Here is a 15,865-nt window from a genome sequence, read left to right as displayed (position 1 = left end):
TCGGGCCGGCCAAACGGTCTTGTCATCGTTTGGCCGCATGTATTATGCATTCCCTCCGACAAGATAGAACAACGGCGTGAGCCGGGCTGCGGATCGAAGCACCAGGCTTCGCCCGCGCGAAGGACAGGAAAAGATGATGGGCGGGAAAATGTCGATCTTGAGGACGCTTTCGGCACTGGCTTTGGCCGGCAGCCTGAGCATTGCCGTTTGCGCCAGCGCGCAAGCTGCAAGCCAGGTGACGGTAACGGTCAACAACACCGTGATCACCTCCGGCGACGTTGCCAAGCGCGTCGCCTTCCTTCGCCTGCAACGCCAGGCTGGTGGCGCAGAAGAAGCCAAGAAGCAGCTCGTCGACGAGGTGCTTAAGCGTGGCGAGATCGCGCGGATCGGCCAGTCGGTCAGTACGCAGGACGTGGACGCGGCCTATGCGCGCTTTGCAGCCGGCAACAAGCTCTCGCCGGAGCAGCTCGGCAAGATTCTCGATCAAGCCGGCGTTGGTTCCGACCATTTCAAGCAGTTCATCGCGGTGCAGATGAGCTGGCCTCGCGCCGTCAACTTCCGTTTCGGCAACTCAAGTCGCCTGCAAGGCGCTGATCTCGTCAAGCGCATGATGGAAGGCGGAGGCACCAAGCCGGTCACAACGGAATACTATCTCAAGCAGGTCATCTTCGTCATTCCGGAGAAGAAGCGCGGCGCCATCACCGGCAAGCGTCAGGCGGAAGCCAACGCAGCGCGTGGTCAGTTCCCGGGATGCGATACCGCCAAGGTTTTCGCGGCAAACTACCGTGACGTTTCTATCCGCGATCTCGGCCGCATGCTTGTCCAGCAGTTGCCGGACGAGTGGAAGCCGCTCGTCGAGAAGGCCGGCGACGGCAACACGACGGGAACACGCGTGACCGAAAAGGGCGTCGAATTCCTGGCGATCTGCAAGAAGCGCCAGGTCAATGACGACACCGCAGCCGAAATCGTCTTCCGCGCCGAGGACATCGGCAAGAAGAAGGCCGGCGGTGAAGACCCGAACAGCGAAAAGTACCTCGAAGAACTGCGCAAGAAGGCGCAGATCGTCAACAAGTAAGATCAGCGGGCAAAAATGCGTGACACGACCGGCGGGCCCCTTGCCCTGACCATGGGCGATCCTGCCGGGATCGGACTCGACCTTAGCCTGACCACCTGGCTTGGCCGCCGTGAACGCGCGACCCCGCCATTCCTTTTCATCGGTGACCCCACAGTTCTCGCGGCGCGGGCAGCATTGCTCGGGCATACGGTTGCGATCCGCGAGACCGATTGCCGGGATGCCGTCTCCATTTTTGCCGACGCCTTGCCCGTTCTGCCGGTGCGCTGCCCTTCTCCCGTCATTGCTGGCGAGGCCGATTCTGCCAACGCTCCGGCCGTAACGGGGTCGATTGACACAGCGGTACAGCTGGTCATGGATGGCGAGGCTTCAGCCGTCGTCACGAACCCGATCGCCAAGGCCGTGCTCTACGAAGCCGGCTTCCGCTTCCCCGGCCATACCGAATACCTTGCTGATCTCGCGGAGAAGGCCACCGGCGAGCCCCTGTTGCCGGTGATGATGTTGGCCGGCCCCAAGCTTCGTGCCGTGCCGGTGACCATCCACATCCCGCTGAAAGACGTGCCCGCCCAGCTCACGGCAGATCTGATCTATCGAACCTGCACCATTACCGCGGCGGATCTTCGCACGCGCTTCGGCCTCGACAGGCCGAAGCTGGCACTCGCCGGGCTCAATCCCCACGCCGGCGAAGGTGGAGCGCTGGGCGCCGAAGACGATGCCATTATCCGTCCGGTCGTCGAACGGCTGCGCGCCGAAGGCATCGATGCAACCGGGCCTCTGCCCGCCGATACGATGTTTCACGACCGCGCGCGTGCGACCTATGACGTGGCGATCTGCATGTATCACGACCAGGCGCTCATCCCCGCCAAGGCACTTGGTTTCGACGATAGCGTCAATGTCACGCTCGGCCTCCCCTTCATCCGCACGTCGCCCGATCATGGCACCGCCTTCAGCCTCGCCGGAAAGGGCATTGCCAGGGACGACAGCCTGCTCGCAGCCTTGAAGCTCGCGGCAGAACTTTCCAACAATACCGCAGGAGTTATCGTCTGATGGCCGCTCTCGACGGGCTCCCGCCGCTTCGGGATGTCATCCAACGCCATGGCCTCGACGCCAAGAAGGCGCTCGGGCAGAACTTCCTGCTCGATCTCAATCTCACACAGAAGATTGCCCGGACGGCCGGCCCGCTCGAGGACGTGACAGTCATCGAAGTCGGCCCAGGCCCGGGCGGCCTGACGCGAGCAATCCTAGCACTTGGCGCAAAGAAGGTAGTGGCGATCGAAAGGGACGCGCGCTGCCTGCCGGCGCTTGCCGAAATCTCCGGCCACTATCCGAACCGTCTCGATGTCATCGAGGGTGACGCGCTCAAGATTGACTTTGAGGAGATCACCGGTGGTGGCCCGGTCAAGATCATCGCCAACCTGCCCTATAATGTCGGCACGCAGCTTCTGGTCAATTGGCTGCTGCCAAAGACATGGCCGCCCTTCTGGCAGTCGCTGACACTGATGTTTCAGCGCGAGGTAGGCTTGAGGATCGTGGCCGACGCTGACGACGATCATTACGGGCGTCTGGGGGTTCTGTGTGGCTGGCGAACGAACGCCCGCATGGCCTTCGACGTGCCGCCGCAGGCCTTCACGCCCCCGCCCAAGGTGACATCCTCGGTCGTGCATCTGGAGCCGGTCGCCAATCCGATCCCCTGCGCGGTGTCGTCTTTGGAGAAAGTGACGCACGCCGCCTTCGGCCAGCGCCGCAAGATGCTCCGCCAGAGCCTGAAGCCGCTTGGTGGCGAAACGCTGCTGGCAAAAGCCGACATCAATCCACAGCGGCGCGCCGAAACGCTCTCCGTGGAAGAATTCTGTCGGCTGGCAAACTGCCTCTAGAGCATTTCCAGGAAAAGTGCGAAGCGGTTTTCCGTCAGGAAATGCATAAAAACAAGGAGATAGAGCGTTTCTGCGACTCCGCTTAAACCGGAAACGCTCTAGCGCATGTCGCCCGAAAGGGCGCTGCGGCTTTGCGGGAGCGGCAAACGTACCCGCGATAGCAATATCTACGGATGGCCGGCATTGCCGGCCATGCCTCCGGTCAGAACGGGTTTTCCGTCAGAAGTCCATTGACGAATTCGAACAGGCCCGGGCGGCGATCTCGGCGCAGGCGCTCGGCCTCGACGATGGCGCGTACCGCCGAGAAGGCGCGGTCGAGATCGTCGTTGAGAACGATATAGTCGTACTCGCGCCAGTGCTCGATTTCTGCACGTGAATTGGCCAGACGCGTGGCGATCACTTCCTCGCTGTCCTCGGCGCGACGATGCAGCCGCGATTGCAGCTCGGCCATCGACGGCGGCAGGATGAAGATCGAGACGACGTCGCCGGCCATCTTCTCCTGAAGCTGCTGTGCGCCCTGCCAGTCGATATCGAAAAGCATGTCGCGGCCTGCAGCCATCGCCGCTTCGACGGCGTCGCGCGGTGTGCCGTAGAAATTGCCGTGAACCTCAGCCCATTCCAGCAGCGAGTCGGTCGCCCGCAATGCTTCGAACTCGCGGATAGACTTGAAGTGATAGTGCCGTCCATCAATTTCGCTCGGACGGCGCTGACGCGTGGTCACGCTTACCGAAATGCTCATATCGGGATCGGCTTCCAGCAGATTGCGCGCGATCGTCGACTTTCCCGCACCCGAGGGTGAGGAAATGACCAGCATCAGCCCGCGGCGGGCGATCTTGATGGGCGAAGGGGTCGCCGGTTTCATGCGTTACTCCAGATTTTGAACCTGTTCGCGGAACTGATCGATCACCACTTTCAACTCGATGCCGGCGGCGGAGACCACTGCCGCATTCGATTTGGAACAGATCGTATTCGATTCGCGGTTAAATTCCTGTGCCAGGAAATCAAGCTTGCGGCCGACCGGCCCGCCTTTCGACAAGAGGTCGCGGGCAGCGACAATATGAGAGCCAAGCCTGTCCAGCTCCTCTCTCAAATCGGCCTTGGTCGCAAGCAGTGCCACTTCGGCATGCAGCCGGTCGCGATCGAGCGAAGAGCCGCTGCCCATCACCAGCGCCACCTGCTGCGCCAGCCTTTCGGCAATTGCCCCCGGGCTGCGCGAGGGATCATTCTCGACTGTTGCCGTCAGTGCTTCGATGCTGCCGACCTGCGCCAGCAGGATCTGACAGAGCGCCCCGCCCTCTTCGGCGCGCATGCTGCGCAGATCGCTGAGAGCAAGCTTGAGGCCCGTCATGATATCGTCGTCGAGGGACGCGCGTTGCGCTTCACTCTCCTCGGGCTCACGGAAGTCGACAATGCCTCGGATCGCCAGCAGCGTGTCGAACTTGAGCGGTGCGGGATCGACGAGGTCTCCGAGCTGTTCGCGCAAGGTCAGGACAGCCGTCAGCGCCGCCTGGTTCACCACCGCTTCGACAGCGCTCTCCGCTCCACTGACGGACAGGCTGATCTGCAGATTGCCTCTTGAGAAAAATTCTGCAGTGAGCCGGCGCACATCCGGCTCGAACCGCTCAAGTCCCTGCGGCAGGCGAAGCCTGACATCGAGGCCCTTGCCGTTGACGGAGCGCAATTCCCAGGCCCAGCGATGCCGGCCGCTGCTGCCTTCTCTCCGGGCAAAGCCGGTCATCGATTGGAGCGGCATCCTCACCTCCGTGGCATTTTCTGGAAAAGCAATAAGGCGACGGCGCGGTATCCCGCAAGGGATATCCGCGCCGTGACAAGTCCGTCCACAATGCAGGCCGTTGTTACTGAGGCTGTGCCGTCGTTGCCGCGTCCTGGGCGGCCTTTGCCGCTTCGGCTGCCTTTTCGGCTTCGACCTTGCGCCAGCGGCGAACATTGGCGTTGTGTTCATCCAATGTCACGGCAAAGACGTGGCCGCCCGTGCCGTCGGCCACGAAGTAGAGTTCCGGTGTGCGCGACGGATTGGCAACGGCTTCAAGTGCGGCGCGGCCCGGGTTGGCGATCGCCGTCGGCGGCAGGCCCTTGATGATATAGGTATTGTAGGGCGTATCCTTATCGAGGTCCGACTTCAGGATCGGCCGGTCCGCCGGTTTCCCGTCACCGCCGAAAATGCCGTAGATGATCGTCGGATCGGACTGAAGGCGCATGCCCTTGTCGAGCCGGTTGATGAAGACCGAGGCAACACGCGGGCGCTCGTCGGCGCGTCCGGTTTCCTTCTCCACGATCGACGCAAGCGTCACGAACTCCTCGACAGTCGAGACCGGGAGGTTCGGATCGCGCTTTTCCCAGATCTGGTCGACAAGCGCCTTCTGGGCAGCCGCCATCTGCTGGACGATTTCGACGCGCTTGGTGCCGCGCGTAAACTTGTAGGTGTCAGGCTTCAGCGAACCTTCGGCAGGCAGCTCCTGCGGCAGGTCGCCGACGAGGACTTCGTCATCGGACAAGCGATGGAACATCTGCTTGACGGTCAGACCTTCCGGCAGCGACACGGAATAGAGAATGGACTTGCCGGATTTCAGGAGCTGCATGATCTCCTGCATCGATGATCCAGCCTTGATCTCGTACTCGCCGGCCTTCAGTGTGTCGTTGTCCAGGTAAGCCTCCGAGACGAACCGGAAGACGCGGCCATCGGTGATGATGTTGCCACGCTCGAGGCCGCTGGCGATCTCGCTGATACCGGCGCCGCTTCTGACGATGAAGTTCTTGTTGGCTTCGAGCGGGCCTGCTTTTTCGTACTGATGCATCGCATAATAGACGGTACCGGCCGCTGCGAGCGCGACGAAGACGATAACGGTCATGACGAAATTCAGGAAGATCACGACCTGGCTGCGCGCCTTGCGCGAACGCTTCGTAGGCGGCTGCGGCGCCTTCTCGGGGCGCAAGGCTTCGCTGGCCGATTTCGGAATGATCGGCCCGTTGTTCCCGGTGTCGCTGCGGCCGAATTGCGCCGCGCCGTTCTCGTTTGAGTCGCTCACGATTGTCCCGAACCCGAAATTCGCATCCTCATTCTAGCTGCCGCGGTGCGAATTTCGGCCTGGACCGTGGCAGGTATAAAACAAAACGTTTGAGCCGCAGCCATCCCCTTGGATTGGCAGTGGAATAAATGGTCTCGGCGCACCCGCCGGTCAACGGCGTTTTCGCTCGAAGACAGCCAGCATGCGCCCGGCAATAGCGATACAACAAACTGTCAGATGTGCCTTGCGCGAACATAGCCGTCAGGCAGCGCCAATCCCTGAAAAGGGCCGACACGTCCTCCTGCTACATGCTTGTAGCGAGCAATGCGGCAAAAGCAGGATCAACGGGCCAGTGACATGCATCGCCCCGTTGATAATTCGGCAATATCAAACGCCGGTGTAGCGGCGCAGAACCAGCGAAGCGTTCGTGCCGCCGAAGCCGAAGGAATTCGACAGCGCGACGTTGATTTCGCGCTGGCGCGCAACATGCGGTACGAGATCGATCTTGGTCTCGACGGAGGGATTGTCGAGGTTCAGCGTCGGCGGTGCGACGCCGTCGCGAATCGCCAGCGCCGAGAAGATCGCTTCCACAGCGCCGGCGGCGCCCAGCAGGTGGCCGATCGCCGATTTGGTCGACGACATGGAGATCTTCGAGGCATGCTCGCCGACCAGCCGCTCGACGGCGCCAAGCTCGATCGTGTCGGCCATCGTCGATGTGCCATGGGCGTTGATGTAGTCGACGTCTGCCGCCGTCAGGCCGGCGCGCTTCAGCGCCATCTGCATGCAGCGGTAGGCACCGTCGCCATCCTCGGACGGCGCGGTAATGTGGTAAGCATCGCCAGAGAGACCGTAGCCGGCGACTTCAGCATAGATCTTGGCGCCGCGCGCCTTGGCGTGTTCCAGCTCTTCAAGGATCACAATGCCGGCACCCTCGCCCATGACGAAGCCGTCGCGGTCGACATCATAGGGACGCGATGCCTTCTGCGGATCATCATTGTGCTGCGTGGATAGCGCCTTGCAGGCGGCAAAGCCGGCCAAAGAGATACGGCAGATCGGCGATTCGGCGCCACCGGCAACCATGACGTCGGCATCGCCGAGCGCGATCAGGCGGCCTGCGTCGCCGATGGCGTGGGCGCCGGTCGAACAGGCGGTGACCACAGAGTGATTGGGACCACGCAGCTTGTGGCGGATCGAGACCTGACCCGAGGCAAGGTTGATCAGACGGCCGGGAATGAAGAAGGGCGAAATGCGCCGAGGCCCCTTGTCGCGCAGCGTATAGCCGCCTTCGACAATGCCTTCGAGACCGCCGATGCCCGAACCGATCAGGACGCCGGTTGCAATCTGGTCTTCGTCGTTTTCGGGCTTCCAGCCGGCATCGGCCAGCGCCATGTCGGCAGCGGCCATCGCATAGACGATGAAGGGGTCAACCTTGCGTTGCTCCTTCGGCTCCATCCAGTCGTCGGCATTGAAGGTGTTGTTCGAGCCATCGCCGAACGGAATGCGGCACGCGATCTTCGCGGGCAGATCTTCGACTTCGAATTCCGTGACCTTGCGCGCAGCATTGTCGCCCGCGATCAGGCGCGCCCAAGTTGCCTCGGTTCCGCAACCCAAGGGAGATACCATGCCGGTACCGGTGATAACGACACGTCTCATAGTCCGCGACCCACCCTGACTGTTCAATTTCAGAGCCGGATCGGACCACGCGTGACGAACCCGATCCGTGCATCCATTTTAAGTTCTTGTAGCAACGATCAGAGGGAAATGCGGGACCGCTTTGCTGATCGAAAACCCGCGCCCAGCGCGAGACAGCCCACTTCCCCTGGGCTGATTACGGGCCGCTGAACGCGGCCCGCCAATGGCTTGATCGCAAAAGATCAGGCCTGAGCTTTTTCGATGAACTTGACGGCGTCGCCGACAGTCAGGATCGAATCCGCGGCATCATCCGGGATTTCGACGCCGAATTCTTCTTCGAATGCCATGACCAGTTCGACGGTGTCGAGCGAGTCCGCGCCGAGGTCATCGATAAAGCTTGCGCCTTCGCTGACCTTTTCGGCGTCGACGCCAAGATGATCAATAACAATTTTCTTTACGCGTTCTGCGATATCGCTCATGTCGGAGTTCCTCGACCTTCGTTTCTCTGGGCGCCTTTCTGGCACCGGTACTCTCAATAAGCCTGATAGACCAAGACGGTCCAACGGGCAATCCATCCAACCAGAACCGCGGCAAACCCAAGGCAGCCAAGGCTGCCGGACACCTGGCGGGGCCGGTCGACTGCTAACAGTCATGGCCCGATTAACACGGTTTAAGTCTGCCGCAAAGTGCGAAAATGCCTGACAATCGCTTGCTCAACATTGAATTTCAGGCATTTGGCCGGTGGTGTGCCGGAGCATTGCAGGCCAAGATCACGCCCGTTTCGCGTGCGTGGCATGCAGGCCCCGGACACCTCGTCAGATCATTGCCATGCCGCCGTTGACGTGTATGGTCTGGCCGGTGACATAGCCTGCCTCGTTCGAAGCGAGATAAACGACGGCAGATGCAATCTCGGCACCGGTGCCCATGCGCCTCATCGGGATCGCTCCCATGATGCCTTCCTTCTGCTTGTCGTTCAGCTTGCCGGTCATGGCGCTCTCGATGAAGCCGGGCGCAACGCAGTTGACCGTGACATTGCGGGTGGCGATTTCCTGGGCGAGCGACTTCGAAAAGCCGATCATGCCGGCCTTCGAGGCGCAGTAGTTGGCCTGGCCGGGATTGCCGGTGACGCCGACGATCGACGTGATGTTGACGATACGGCCGAAGCGGCGGCGCATCATCGGATGGGTCAGCTCGCGGGTCAGGCGGAACACGGCGGTCAGGTTGACCTCCAGAACATTGTCCCAGTCGTCGTCGCTCATACGAACAAAAAGGCCGTCCTTGGTGATGCCGGCATTGTTGACGAGAATGTCGACGCCGCCCAGTTCAGCCTCGGCCTTTTCGCCGAGCGCCTTGACTTCGGCGCGATCGGAAAGATTGGCCGGGAACAGCTGGACACGCTCGCCGAGTTCGTTGGCAAGCGCCTCGAGCTTTTCGACGCGCGTGCCGTGAAGGCCGACGATTGCGCCCTGAGCGTGCAGCATGCGGGCGATTTCTTCGCCGATACCACCGGATGCACCGGTTACAAGAGCCTTACGGCCGGAAAGATCGAACATCGGATTGATTCCTTATAACTGGAGCACTCAGGCCAGAAGCGCCGAGAGCGCGGTGTCGATATCGGCAGGCGTGTTGACAGTAATACCGGTGACTGACTTGTCGATCCGGCGGGCAAGCCCGGTAAGAACCTTGCCGGAGCCCACTTCATAAAGCGTCGTGACGTTGTTGGCGGCGAACCATTCCACCGTCTCGCGCCAGCGAACCTGGCCGGTGACCTGCTCGACGAGAAGGCGCGCAATCTCTTCGGCGTTGCTGACGGGAGCGGCCAGGACGTTGGCGATAACGGGCACGGACGGATTGTGCTTTTCGACCTTGGCAAGCGCTTCACGCATTGCCTCGGCGGCAGGCGCCATCAGGCTCGAATGGAAGGGCGCAGAGACCGGCAGCATCAGCGCGCGCTTGGCGCCTTTTTCGGATGCAAGTGCCGCAGCCTTTTCGACGGCCGCCTTCTCGCCGGAGATCACCAGCTGACCGCCGCCATTGTCGTTGGCGATCTGGCAGGAGCCGAGAGCAGAAGCTTCGCGGCAGATCGCGTCGACGTCCGCATGCTCAAGACCGATGATGGCCGCCATCGCGCCCTTGCCAACGGGCACGGCCGCCTGCATGGCGTTGCCACGGATGCGCAGCAGGCGCGCGGTGTCGGCGATCGAGAAGGTTCCGGCGGCACAGAGCGCCGAATATTCGCCGAGCGAATGTCCGGCCACGAACGAGACTTTGCTCTTCAGATCGAGGCCTTTGGCTTCGAGCACACGGATCACCGCCATCGATACCGCCATCAGCGCCGGCTGGGCGTTCGCCGTCAGCGTCAGCGTTTCCTCGGGGCCGTTCCACATGATCTCGGAGAGTTTTTCGCCGAGCGCGTCGTCGACCTCGGCAAACACTGCCGCTGCTTCCGGAAACGCGTCCGCCAGATCCTTGCCCATGCCGACAGCCTGGCTGCCCTGGCCCGGAAACGTGAATGCAATACTCATGGGATTGTCCCTTCCCTGGTTTTCCTCTCCATTCACATTCCTGACCGGCGAGTCAAGCGCGCGGGCCCGGCTTTGCGGGCTTCAGCCGGCCTTTTGCCCTTGATCTTCGCCAATCAAGGCGTAAGTTTGCCGCGCATCGCCGCCCTGCCCGATCGACCGTCCCCTGGGCTTGCGGCCTTCACCCAATTCTGCCGCGGGCACCCCTTTCCTCCCGGGTCGAGGCTCGCCTTTCACAAGGACCATCACTGCATGCGTTACAACACGCTTGGCCGGACCGGCATCAAGGTTTCCGAAATCTGCCTGGGCACAATGACCTGGGGCTCTCAGAATTCCGAGGCTGAGGCGCACGAACAACTCGACTATGCGTTCGACAAAGGCGTGAACTTCATCGACACCGCCGAACTCTACCCGACGACCCCGCTTTCCGCCAAAACCTACGGCAATACCGAGCGCATCATCGGCGAGTGGCTGGGCAAGCGCGGCCGCCGTGACGACGTCGTTGTCGCCACCAAGGTCGCTGGCTCCGGCCGCCCCTACATCCGCAACGGCGGCCCGATCACCCCTGAGGGCATCGGCGAGGCGGTCGACGCCAGCCTCAAGCGGCTGAAGACCGAATACATCGATCTCTACCAGATCCACTGGCCGAACCGCGGCCACTACCATTTCCGCAACGCCTGGTCTTATGAGCCCGCCAAGCAGAACAAGGCCCATGTGGCCGCCGACCTGAAGGCTATCCTCGAAAAGCTCGGCGACGTGGTGAAGGCAGGCAAGGTACGCGCGATCGGCCTGTCCAACGACACCGCCTGGGGCACGATGAAGCTGATCGACATGGCGGAGCGGCACGGGCTGCCGCGCGTTGCCTCGATCCAGAACGAATACAATCTTCTCTATAGGGCCTACGACCTCGACCTTGCCGAACTCTCACACCACGAGGACGTCGGGCTGCTCGCCTATTCGCCGCTCGCCGCCGGCCTGTTGACCGGCAAGTATCTTGACGGCGCCAGGCCGACTGGGTCGCGCCTTGCGATCAACGGCGATCTCGGCGGTCGCTTCACGCCACACCAGGAACCGGCCGTCGCCGGCTACGTGGCGCTTGCCCGCGAACACGGGATCGACCCGTCGCAACTGGCGATCGCCTTCTGCCTCGCCCGCCCGTTCATGGCGTCCGTCATCATCGGCGCAACCTCGATGGATCAGTTGAAGACGGATCTCGGCGCTGCCGGAATGACGCTGTCGCAGGATGTCATGAACGGCATTCGTCGCCTGCACCGGCTCTATCCGATGCCGATCTGAGCGCGAAACAGCAGATGGCCGTGCCCCAGACGAAAGCGGAATTGCTGAACGCCATCGAGACCGAATTCGCCAAGCTCGAGCGCGAACTCGATGGCATTCCGCCGGCGGGATTCGCCGAACCATCGCTCGATGGACACGCCAAGGGCACGATGATGAGCGTCGGCGACCTCGTCGCCTACCTCACCGGTTGGGGCGAACTGGTGGTCAAATGGATCGAATGGGACGAGCAAGGTCTGCCGGTCGACTTTCCGGAAACGGGGTACAAGTGGAACGAGCTCGGTCGTCTCGCGCAGAAATTCTACGGCGACTACCGAGCGCTCCCGCCTTCGGAACTCCTGTCTCGCCTCGCGGCCAGCAAGGACGCATTGGTCGCACTGATCGAGGCGCGTGACGATCAGACCCTCTACGGACAGGCGTGGTACGGCAAATGGCCGCTCGGCCGGATGATCCAGTTCAACACGTCCTCGCCCTATGCCAATGCGCGAGGTCGTTTGCGCCAGTGGAAGAAGCTCAAGGGAGCCGCTTAAAGGGCAAAGCGTGGCGAAAAGACCGCGCAAGCCTTGCCTTTCGATGAAATATGCGTATAAGCGCGCTGTTCGAAATGCCCGGTCTTCTGGCTGGTGGCTGAACGGAGGGCCGGCTTCCTCGAGGGGAGCCGTTAGGATTGCAAGTCTTTCCGGCCTCCCGTGTCTCCGCTCTCGACCGTCTCGATACAACACTTTCTTGCCGGCTGCCTGTCAGCCAATAAGAACAGTCGTTGAGGCTTAGCCGCCGATGTCCGGGCTGATTAACGCAAGAAAGGTAAGCCACAATGGCTCTTTATGAACACGTATTCCTGGCCCGCCAGGACATCACGCCGCAGCAGGTCGACGGTCTCGTCGAGCAGTACAAGGGCGTGCTCGAAGCAAACGGCGGCAAGGTCGGTCGCGTCGAGAACTGGGGCCTCAAGTCCCTCACCTACCGCATCAAGAAGAACCGCAAGGCTCACTACGTTCTCATGGACATCGATGCTCCGGCAGCGGCCGTTCATGAAATCGAGCGCCAGATGCGCATCAACGAAGACGTCCTGCGCTACATGACGATTGCCGTCGAGAAGCACGAAGAAGGCCCGTCTGCCATGATGCAGAAGCGCGACCGCGACGACCGTCCGCGCCGCGATGGCGACCGTCCGGAGCGTGGCTTCGGTGACCGTGGTCCGCGTCCGGACCGTGGCGACCGCGAAGACCGCCCGCGTCGTCCGCGCGAAGACCGCGCTTAATCAAGAAGCTTTAGGAGATTAAAGACAATGGCTGAAGTTTCTTCCGCTCCGGTTCGCCGCCCGTTCCACCGTCGCCGCAAGACCTGCCCCTTCTCGGGCGCAAACGCTCCGCGGATCGACTACAAGGACATCCGTCTTCTGCAGCGCTACATTTCCGAGCGCGGCAAGATCGTTCCTTCCCGCATCACGGCCGTTTCCCAGAAGAAGCAGCGCGAACTCGCCCAGGCGATCAAGCGCGCCCGCTTCCTCGGCCTGCTGCCCTACGTCGTTTCGTAAGAACGGCTGACGTTCCGTTGGTCGCCTGACTCAACGGAAACCGACTCTAGGGCAAGGCGCTCCCCTTGGGTGATCGCCTTGCCCTCTCCCTTCCGCGTTGGGCGCGGATCGGAACCCGTGTGGAAACACTCGGAAATCCCATGTTGGGGTTGAGCCTTTGGCCATCCCCTAACTGCACGAAGCAGGACAGCGAACGTGAACAAGTTGAACAAGACATCGCTGCTGACCGGCGTTCTCGCCGGCTTTACCGCTGCCCTTCTGTCGATGGGCGCGAATACGCAGTCGTCGCTTGCGATCGTTCTTTATGCCGCTTCGGCGCTTCCCATTCTCATTGCCGGTCTTGGCTGGGGCAATGCGGCCGCCATCACGGCCATCGTCAGCGCCGGCGCTACTGCCGCCGCTCTGGTCTCGCCCTATTTCGCGCTGCTGATTCTCGTCGTGACGCTCATTCCGGCCGGCTGGCTCAGCCATCTCGCCAATCTGGCGCGCCCGGCCACTGAGCTCGGCGGACCTGATGGCGCGCTTGCCTGGTACCCGCTTTCCGACATTCTCAGCCACCTCGCCGGCCTGGTGACCGCGGGCATGATCATCGTCGGCTTCATCGTCGGATATGATTCTGATGTGTCCGACCGTATGGTCGACATCGTCATTCAGGCGGTGAAGGCGCAGGAACCGCTCTACAACCCCGATGCTGCGGCGATCTCCCAGATCAAGTCGATCTTCACGCTGGCGCTGCCGCTCATCCAGGGCGCCGTCTGGGTGGTGATGCTGTTTTCCGCCTATTATGTCGCCACCCGCATCGTGCAGATGTCGGGCCGGTCGCTGCGCCCCCGCGAAGACATTCCGTCGACGCTGCGCATGCACCGCAATGCGATCTTCATCTTTCTCGGCGGCCTTGTCCTGACCTTCTTGGGTGGCGCGCCTGCCACGATCGGCGCGCTGGTCTGCGGAACCTTCGGTGCAGGCTTCCTGCTCGCCGGCTTCGCATCCTTCCATTTCCGCACGCGCGGCAAGTCCTGGCGGCTTCCCGTGCTGTGGATCGCATACCTGTCGGTGCTCGTGTTCACGATCCCGGCAATCTTCTTCCTCCTCACGGGCCTGACCGATACGCGACGCACCATCGCAGTCACCCCGGTGGAAAAAAACTGACCAACGAAAACTGAACTCTGAAAGGAAACGAACATGCAAGTCATTCTTCTCGAACGTATCGCAAAGCTCGGCCAGATGGGCGAAACCGTAAAGGTTCGCGACGGCTTCGCACGCAACTACCTGCTGCCACTCGGCAAGGCACTGCGCGCCAACGCTGCTAACAAGGCCCGTTTCGAATCCGAGCGTTCGACGCTCGAAGCCCGTAACCTCGAGCGCAAGTCGGAAGCCCAGAAGGTTGCCGAGAACCTCGACGGCAAGTCCTTCATCATCGTCCGTTCCGCTGGCGAAACCGGCCAGCTCTACGGTTCGGTTGCCGCTCGCGACGTCATCGAAGTGCTGGCTGCAGAAGGCTTCAACATCGGCCGCAACCAGGTCGACCTGAACCACCCGATCAAGTCGATCGGCCTGCACAACGTCACGCTGCACCTGCATTCGGAAGTCGAAATCGCGGTTGAAGTCAACGTTGCCCGTTCGGCTGAAGAAGCTGAGCGCCAGTCAAAGGGCGAAAGCCTGACCTCGGCCGACGCCATCTACGGCGTTGACGAAGATGCCCTGAAGCCGGAAGACTTCTTCAACCCGGAAGCCGAATTCGAAGGCGAAGAAGAATAAGCCTTACAGGCCATTCTGAATGCGAAAGCCCGGATCCTTGGACCCGGGCTTTTTCTTTGCTGTCGGCTTGACTTCAGCTGTGGGCAAGCTCGGCCACAGGTGCTGCATCCTTGTCCACACGTACGACGACCGACAGGCCGGGCGACAAGAGATCGGCAAGCGGCTGGCCGGGATCGACGGCGATCCGGACGCCCACGCGCTGGGCGACCTTGGTAAAATTGCCGGTGGCGTTGTCCGGGCGGATGATGCTGAACTCGGAGCCGGCGGCAGGCGCAAAGCGCTCGATGTGCCCGGTCAGCGTGTTCCTTTGCAGCGCATCGACCGAAATGGTCACCGGCTGGCCGGCCTTCATGCCGTCGAGCTGCGTTTCCTTGAAATTCGCAAGCACCCAAACATCATGCGGCACGACGGCGAGCAATTGCGAGCCGGCGGTGACATATTGGCCGAGGCGCGCACCGATCTCGCCGAGCTTTCCGTCACGGGGAGCGACGATCCGGGTGTTTTCCAGATCGATCCGGGCCAGTTCGACGGCGGCCTCGGCGCCGGCAACGGCAGCCTGCAGACCGGCACGGGCGCCAAGCGTGGTGGCCAGTGCTTGGCGCGAAACCTCCAGCCCCGCTTCGGCCTGGTTGACGGCGGCCTGTGCCTGTTCGAACGCTGCGCGCGATTGATCGGCTTCGCTGCGTGTCGAGATGCCCTTCTCCGCCAACGGCCGGATTCGGTCCCAAGATGCGCTCGCTCTGTTGAACGCAGCCTTCGCGCTGTCCAGCTGTGCTGCGCTGGCAGCAATACCGGCCTTGGCCGACAGTTCCTGCTGACGCGAATTGGCATGCGATGCCTTCTGGGCGGCAAGTGTCGCCTCTGACTGGGCCAGTTTCTGGGCGTAGATCCGGTCGTCGATCCTGACGAGCAATTGCCCGGCCTTGACCTCCTCGTAGTCGTGCACCGGCACCTCGGCGACATAACCTGACAGTTGCGGGCTCATGACCGTCAGGTAACCCCTGACATAGGCGTTCTCCGTCATCTCGACGGAACTGGGGAACGGCGGCAGTCGCCAGGCATAGAGAACCAGGGCGAGGCCCGAGAGGCCGGCGAGCAAGACGATGATCGTGGTGGGTGAGCGCAAGGATTTCAGCATGGTCGTCAACTCT

General features: G+C 61.9%; 17 protein-coding genes. 9 read left to right on the top strand and 8 right to left on the bottom strand.

Going from position 1 to position 15,865, the window contains the following annotated elements:
• Positions 1-133 precede the first annotated feature (133 nt).
• Genes C6558_RS17265 through rsmA form a run of 3 tightly spaced genes read left to right on the top strand, consistent with a single transcriptional unit; the run spans position 134 to position 2,946 of the window.
• Entirely contained in the window at positions 134-1,075 is a 942-nt protein-coding gene (locus C6558_RS17265) for a peptidylprolyl isomerase (protein WP_025426460.1), read from the top strand.
• Between the two features lie 15 nt (positions 1,076-1,090).
• The gene (pdxA, locus tag C6558_RS17260; protein ID WP_025426459.1) at positions 1,091-2,119 is read left to right on the top strand and encodes a 4-hydroxythreonine-4-phosphate dehydrogenase PdxA; all 1,029 of its coding nucleotides are present in this window, start codon (positions 1,091-1,093) and stop codon (positions 2,117-2,119) included.
• Positions 2,119-2,946 carry a 16S rRNA (adenine(1518)-N(6)/adenine(1519)-N(6))-dimethyltransferase RsmA gene (gene rsmA / locus C6558_RS17255; RefSeq protein ID WP_025426458.1) on the top strand — a complete coding sequence of 276 codons (828 nt, stop codon included), beginning with the start codon at positions 2,119-2,121 and terminating at the stop codon, positions 2,944-2,946. Before pdxA ends, rsmA begins: the two co-directional genes overlap by 1 nt.
• A gap of 202 nt (positions 2,947-3,148) precedes the next feature.
• On the opposite strand, the gene gmk is transcribed toward rsmA, so the two are convergent.
• The 7 genes from gmk to fabD form a co-directional block, all read right to left on the bottom strand.
• Positions 3,149-3,808 carry a guanylate kinase gene (gene gmk / locus C6558_RS17250; RefSeq protein ID WP_025426457.1) on the bottom strand — a complete coding sequence of 220 codons (660 nt, stop codon included), beginning with the start codon at positions 3,806-3,808 and terminating at the stop codon, positions 3,149-3,151.
• Between the two features lie 3 nt (positions 3,809-3,811).
• Positions 3,812-4,699, bottom strand: coding sequence for a YicC/YloC family endoribonuclease (locus C6558_RS17245; RefSeq protein WP_025426456.1), 888 nt, complete (start codon positions 4,697-4,699; stop codon positions 3,812-3,814).
• 103 nt (positions 4,700-4,802) lie between these two features.
• On the bottom strand, positions 4,803-5,993 hold the full coding sequence (mltG, locus tag C6558_RS17240) for an endolytic transglycosylase MltG (protein WP_025426455.1): 1,191 nt from the start codon (positions 5,991-5,993) through the stop codon (positions 4,803-4,805).
• A gap of 366 nt (positions 5,994-6,359) precedes the next feature.
• Positions 6,360-7,625, bottom strand: a complete 1,266-nt coding sequence (gene fabF, locus C6558_RS17235) for a beta-ketoacyl-ACP synthase II (RefSeq protein WP_025426454.1) — start codon at positions 7,623-7,625, stop codon at positions 6,360-6,362.
• Positions 7,626-7,846: 221 nt separating this feature from the next.
• Positions 7,847-8,083, bottom strand: a complete 237-nt coding sequence (locus C6558_RS17230; protein WP_003531676.1) for an acyl carrier protein — start codon at positions 8,081-8,083, stop codon at positions 7,847-7,849.
• Positions 8,084-8,419: 336 nt separating this feature from the next.
• Complete coding sequence (gene fabG / locus C6558_RS17225) at positions 8,420-9,157, bottom strand: 3-oxoacyl-[acyl-carrier-protein] reductase (protein ID WP_057211450.1); 738 nt, start codon at positions 9,155-9,157, stop codon at positions 8,420-8,422.
• A gap of 27 nt (positions 9,158-9,184) precedes the next feature.
• The gene (gene fabD, locus C6558_RS17220; RefSeq protein ID WP_025426452.1) at positions 9,185-10,129 is read right to left on the bottom strand and encodes an ACP S-malonyltransferase; all 945 of its coding nucleotides are present in this window, start codon (positions 10,127-10,129) and stop codon (positions 9,185-9,187) included.
• A 249-nt stretch (positions 10,130-10,378) separates the two neighbouring features.
• On the opposite strand from fabD, the gene C6558_RS17215 reads away from it, so the two are divergent.
• The 6 genes from C6558_RS17215 to rplI all read left to right on the top strand — a co-directional run bounded on the left by C6558_RS17215 (position 10,379) and on the right by rplI (position 14,714).
• Positions 10,379-11,422 (top strand): aldo/keto reductase, encoded by a 1,044-nt coding sequence (locus C6558_RS17215; protein WP_057211451.1) that lies wholly within the window; start codon positions 10,379-10,381, stop codon positions 11,420-11,422.
• A gap of 14 nt (positions 11,423-11,436) precedes the next feature.
• Positions 11,437-11,949, top strand: a complete 513-nt coding sequence (locus C6558_RS17210) for a ClbS/DfsB family four-helix bundle protein (protein ID WP_025426450.1) — start codon at positions 11,437-11,439, stop codon at positions 11,947-11,949.
• Between the two features lie 284 nt (positions 11,950-12,233).
• Positions 12,234-12,680, top strand: a complete 447-nt coding sequence (gene rpsF, locus C6558_RS17200; RefSeq protein ID WP_025426449.1) for a 30S ribosomal protein S6 — start codon at positions 12,234-12,236, stop codon at positions 12,678-12,680.
• 27 nt (positions 12,681-12,707) lie between these two features.
• Positions 12,708-12,956 carry a 30S ribosomal protein S18 gene (gene rpsR / locus C6558_RS17195; RefSeq protein ID WP_025426448.1) on the top strand — a complete coding sequence of 83 codons (249 nt, stop codon included), beginning with the start codon at positions 12,708-12,710 and terminating at the stop codon, positions 12,954-12,956.
• 264 nt (positions 12,957-13,220) lie between these two features.
• Complete coding sequence (locus C6558_RS17190) at positions 13,221-14,105, top strand: DUF2232 domain-containing protein (protein ID WP_225906189.1); 885 nt, start codon at positions 13,221-13,223, stop codon at positions 14,103-14,105.
• Positions 14,106-14,138: 33 nt separating this feature from the next.
• Complete coding sequence (gene rplI, locus C6558_RS17185) at positions 14,139-14,714, top strand: 50S ribosomal protein L9 (RefSeq protein ID WP_025426446.1); 576 nt, start codon at positions 14,139-14,141, stop codon at positions 14,712-14,714.
• 73 nt (positions 14,715-14,787) lie between these two features.
• Here rplI and C6558_RS17180 read toward each other — a convergent pair whose 3' ends face one another.
• A complete protein-coding gene (locus tag C6558_RS17180; RefSeq protein WP_025426445.1) occupies positions 14,788-15,852 on the bottom strand; it encodes an HlyD family secretion protein in 1,065 nt (354 codons plus the stop codon).
• Positions 15,853-15,865: the final 13 nt, after the last annotated feature.

Origin of the sequence: Ensifer sp. NM-2, from assembly GCF_003024455.1 — a bacterium.
Taxonomy (GTDB): domain Bacteria; phylum Pseudomonadota; class Alphaproteobacteria; order Rhizobiales; family Rhizobiaceae; genus Ensifer; species Ensifer canadensis.
The sequence above is the reverse complement of the archived record's forward strand: the minus strand, read 5'-3'. Positions and strand labels throughout refer to the sequence as shown.

Coding starts and splice junctions, on each gene's coding strand:
- C6558_RS17230 (WP_003531676.1), bottom strand. CDS start 8,083: ATGAGCGATATCGCAGAACGCGTAAAGAAAATTGTTATTGATCATCTT.
- gmk (WP_025426457.1), bottom strand. CDS start 3,808: ATGAAACCGGCGACCCCTTCGCCCATCAAGATCGCCCGCCGCGGGCTG.
- C6558_RS17265 (WP_025426460.1), top strand. CDS start 134: ATGATGGGCGGGAAAATGTCGATCTTGAGGACGCTTTCGGCACTGGCT.
- pdxA (WP_025426459.1), top strand. CDS start 1,091: ATGCGTGACACGACCGGCGGGCCCCTTGCCCTGACCATGGGCGATCCT.
- C6558_RS17190 (WP_225906189.1), top strand. CDS start 13,221: ATGGGCGCGAATACGCAGTCGTCGCTTGCGATCGTTCTTTATGCCGCT.
- fabF (WP_025426454.1), bottom strand. CDS start 7,625: ATGAGACGTGTCGTTATCACCGGTACCGGCATGGTATCTCCCTTGGGT.
- rsmA (WP_025426458.1), top strand. CDS start 2,119: ATGGCCGCTCTCGACGGGCTCCCGCCGCTTCGGGATGTCATCCAACGC.
- rpsF (WP_025426449.1), top strand. CDS start 12,234: ATGGCTCTTTATGAACACGTATTCCTGGCCCGCCAGGACATCACGCCG.
- rpsR (WP_025426448.1), top strand. CDS start 12,708: ATGGCTGAAGTTTCTTCCGCTCCGGTTCGCCGCCCGTTCCACCGTCGC.
- fabD (WP_025426452.1), bottom strand. CDS start 10,129: ATGAGTATTGCATTCACGTTTCCGGGCCAGGGCAGCCAGGCTGTCGGC.
- C6558_RS17245 (WP_025426456.1), bottom strand. CDS start 4,699: ATGCCGCTCCAATCGATGACCGGCTTTGCCCGGAGAGAAGGCAGCAGC.
- C6558_RS17180 (WP_025426445.1), bottom strand. CDS start 15,852: ATGCTGAAATCCTTGCGCTCACCCACCACGATCATCGTCTTGCTCGCC.
- C6558_RS17210 (WP_025426450.1), top strand. CDS start 11,437: ATGGCCGTGCCCCAGACGAAAGCGGAATTGCTGAACGCCATCGAGACC.
- C6558_RS17215 (WP_057211451.1), top strand. CDS start 10,379: ATGCGTTACAACACGCTTGGCCGGACCGGCATCAAGGTTTCCGAAATC.
- fabG (WP_057211450.1), bottom strand. CDS start 9,157: ATGTTCGATCTTTCCGGCCGTAAGGCTCTTGTAACCGGTGCATCCGGT.
- rplI (WP_025426446.1), top strand. CDS start 14,139: ATGCAAGTCATTCTTCTCGAACGTATCGCAAAGCTCGGCCAGATGGGC.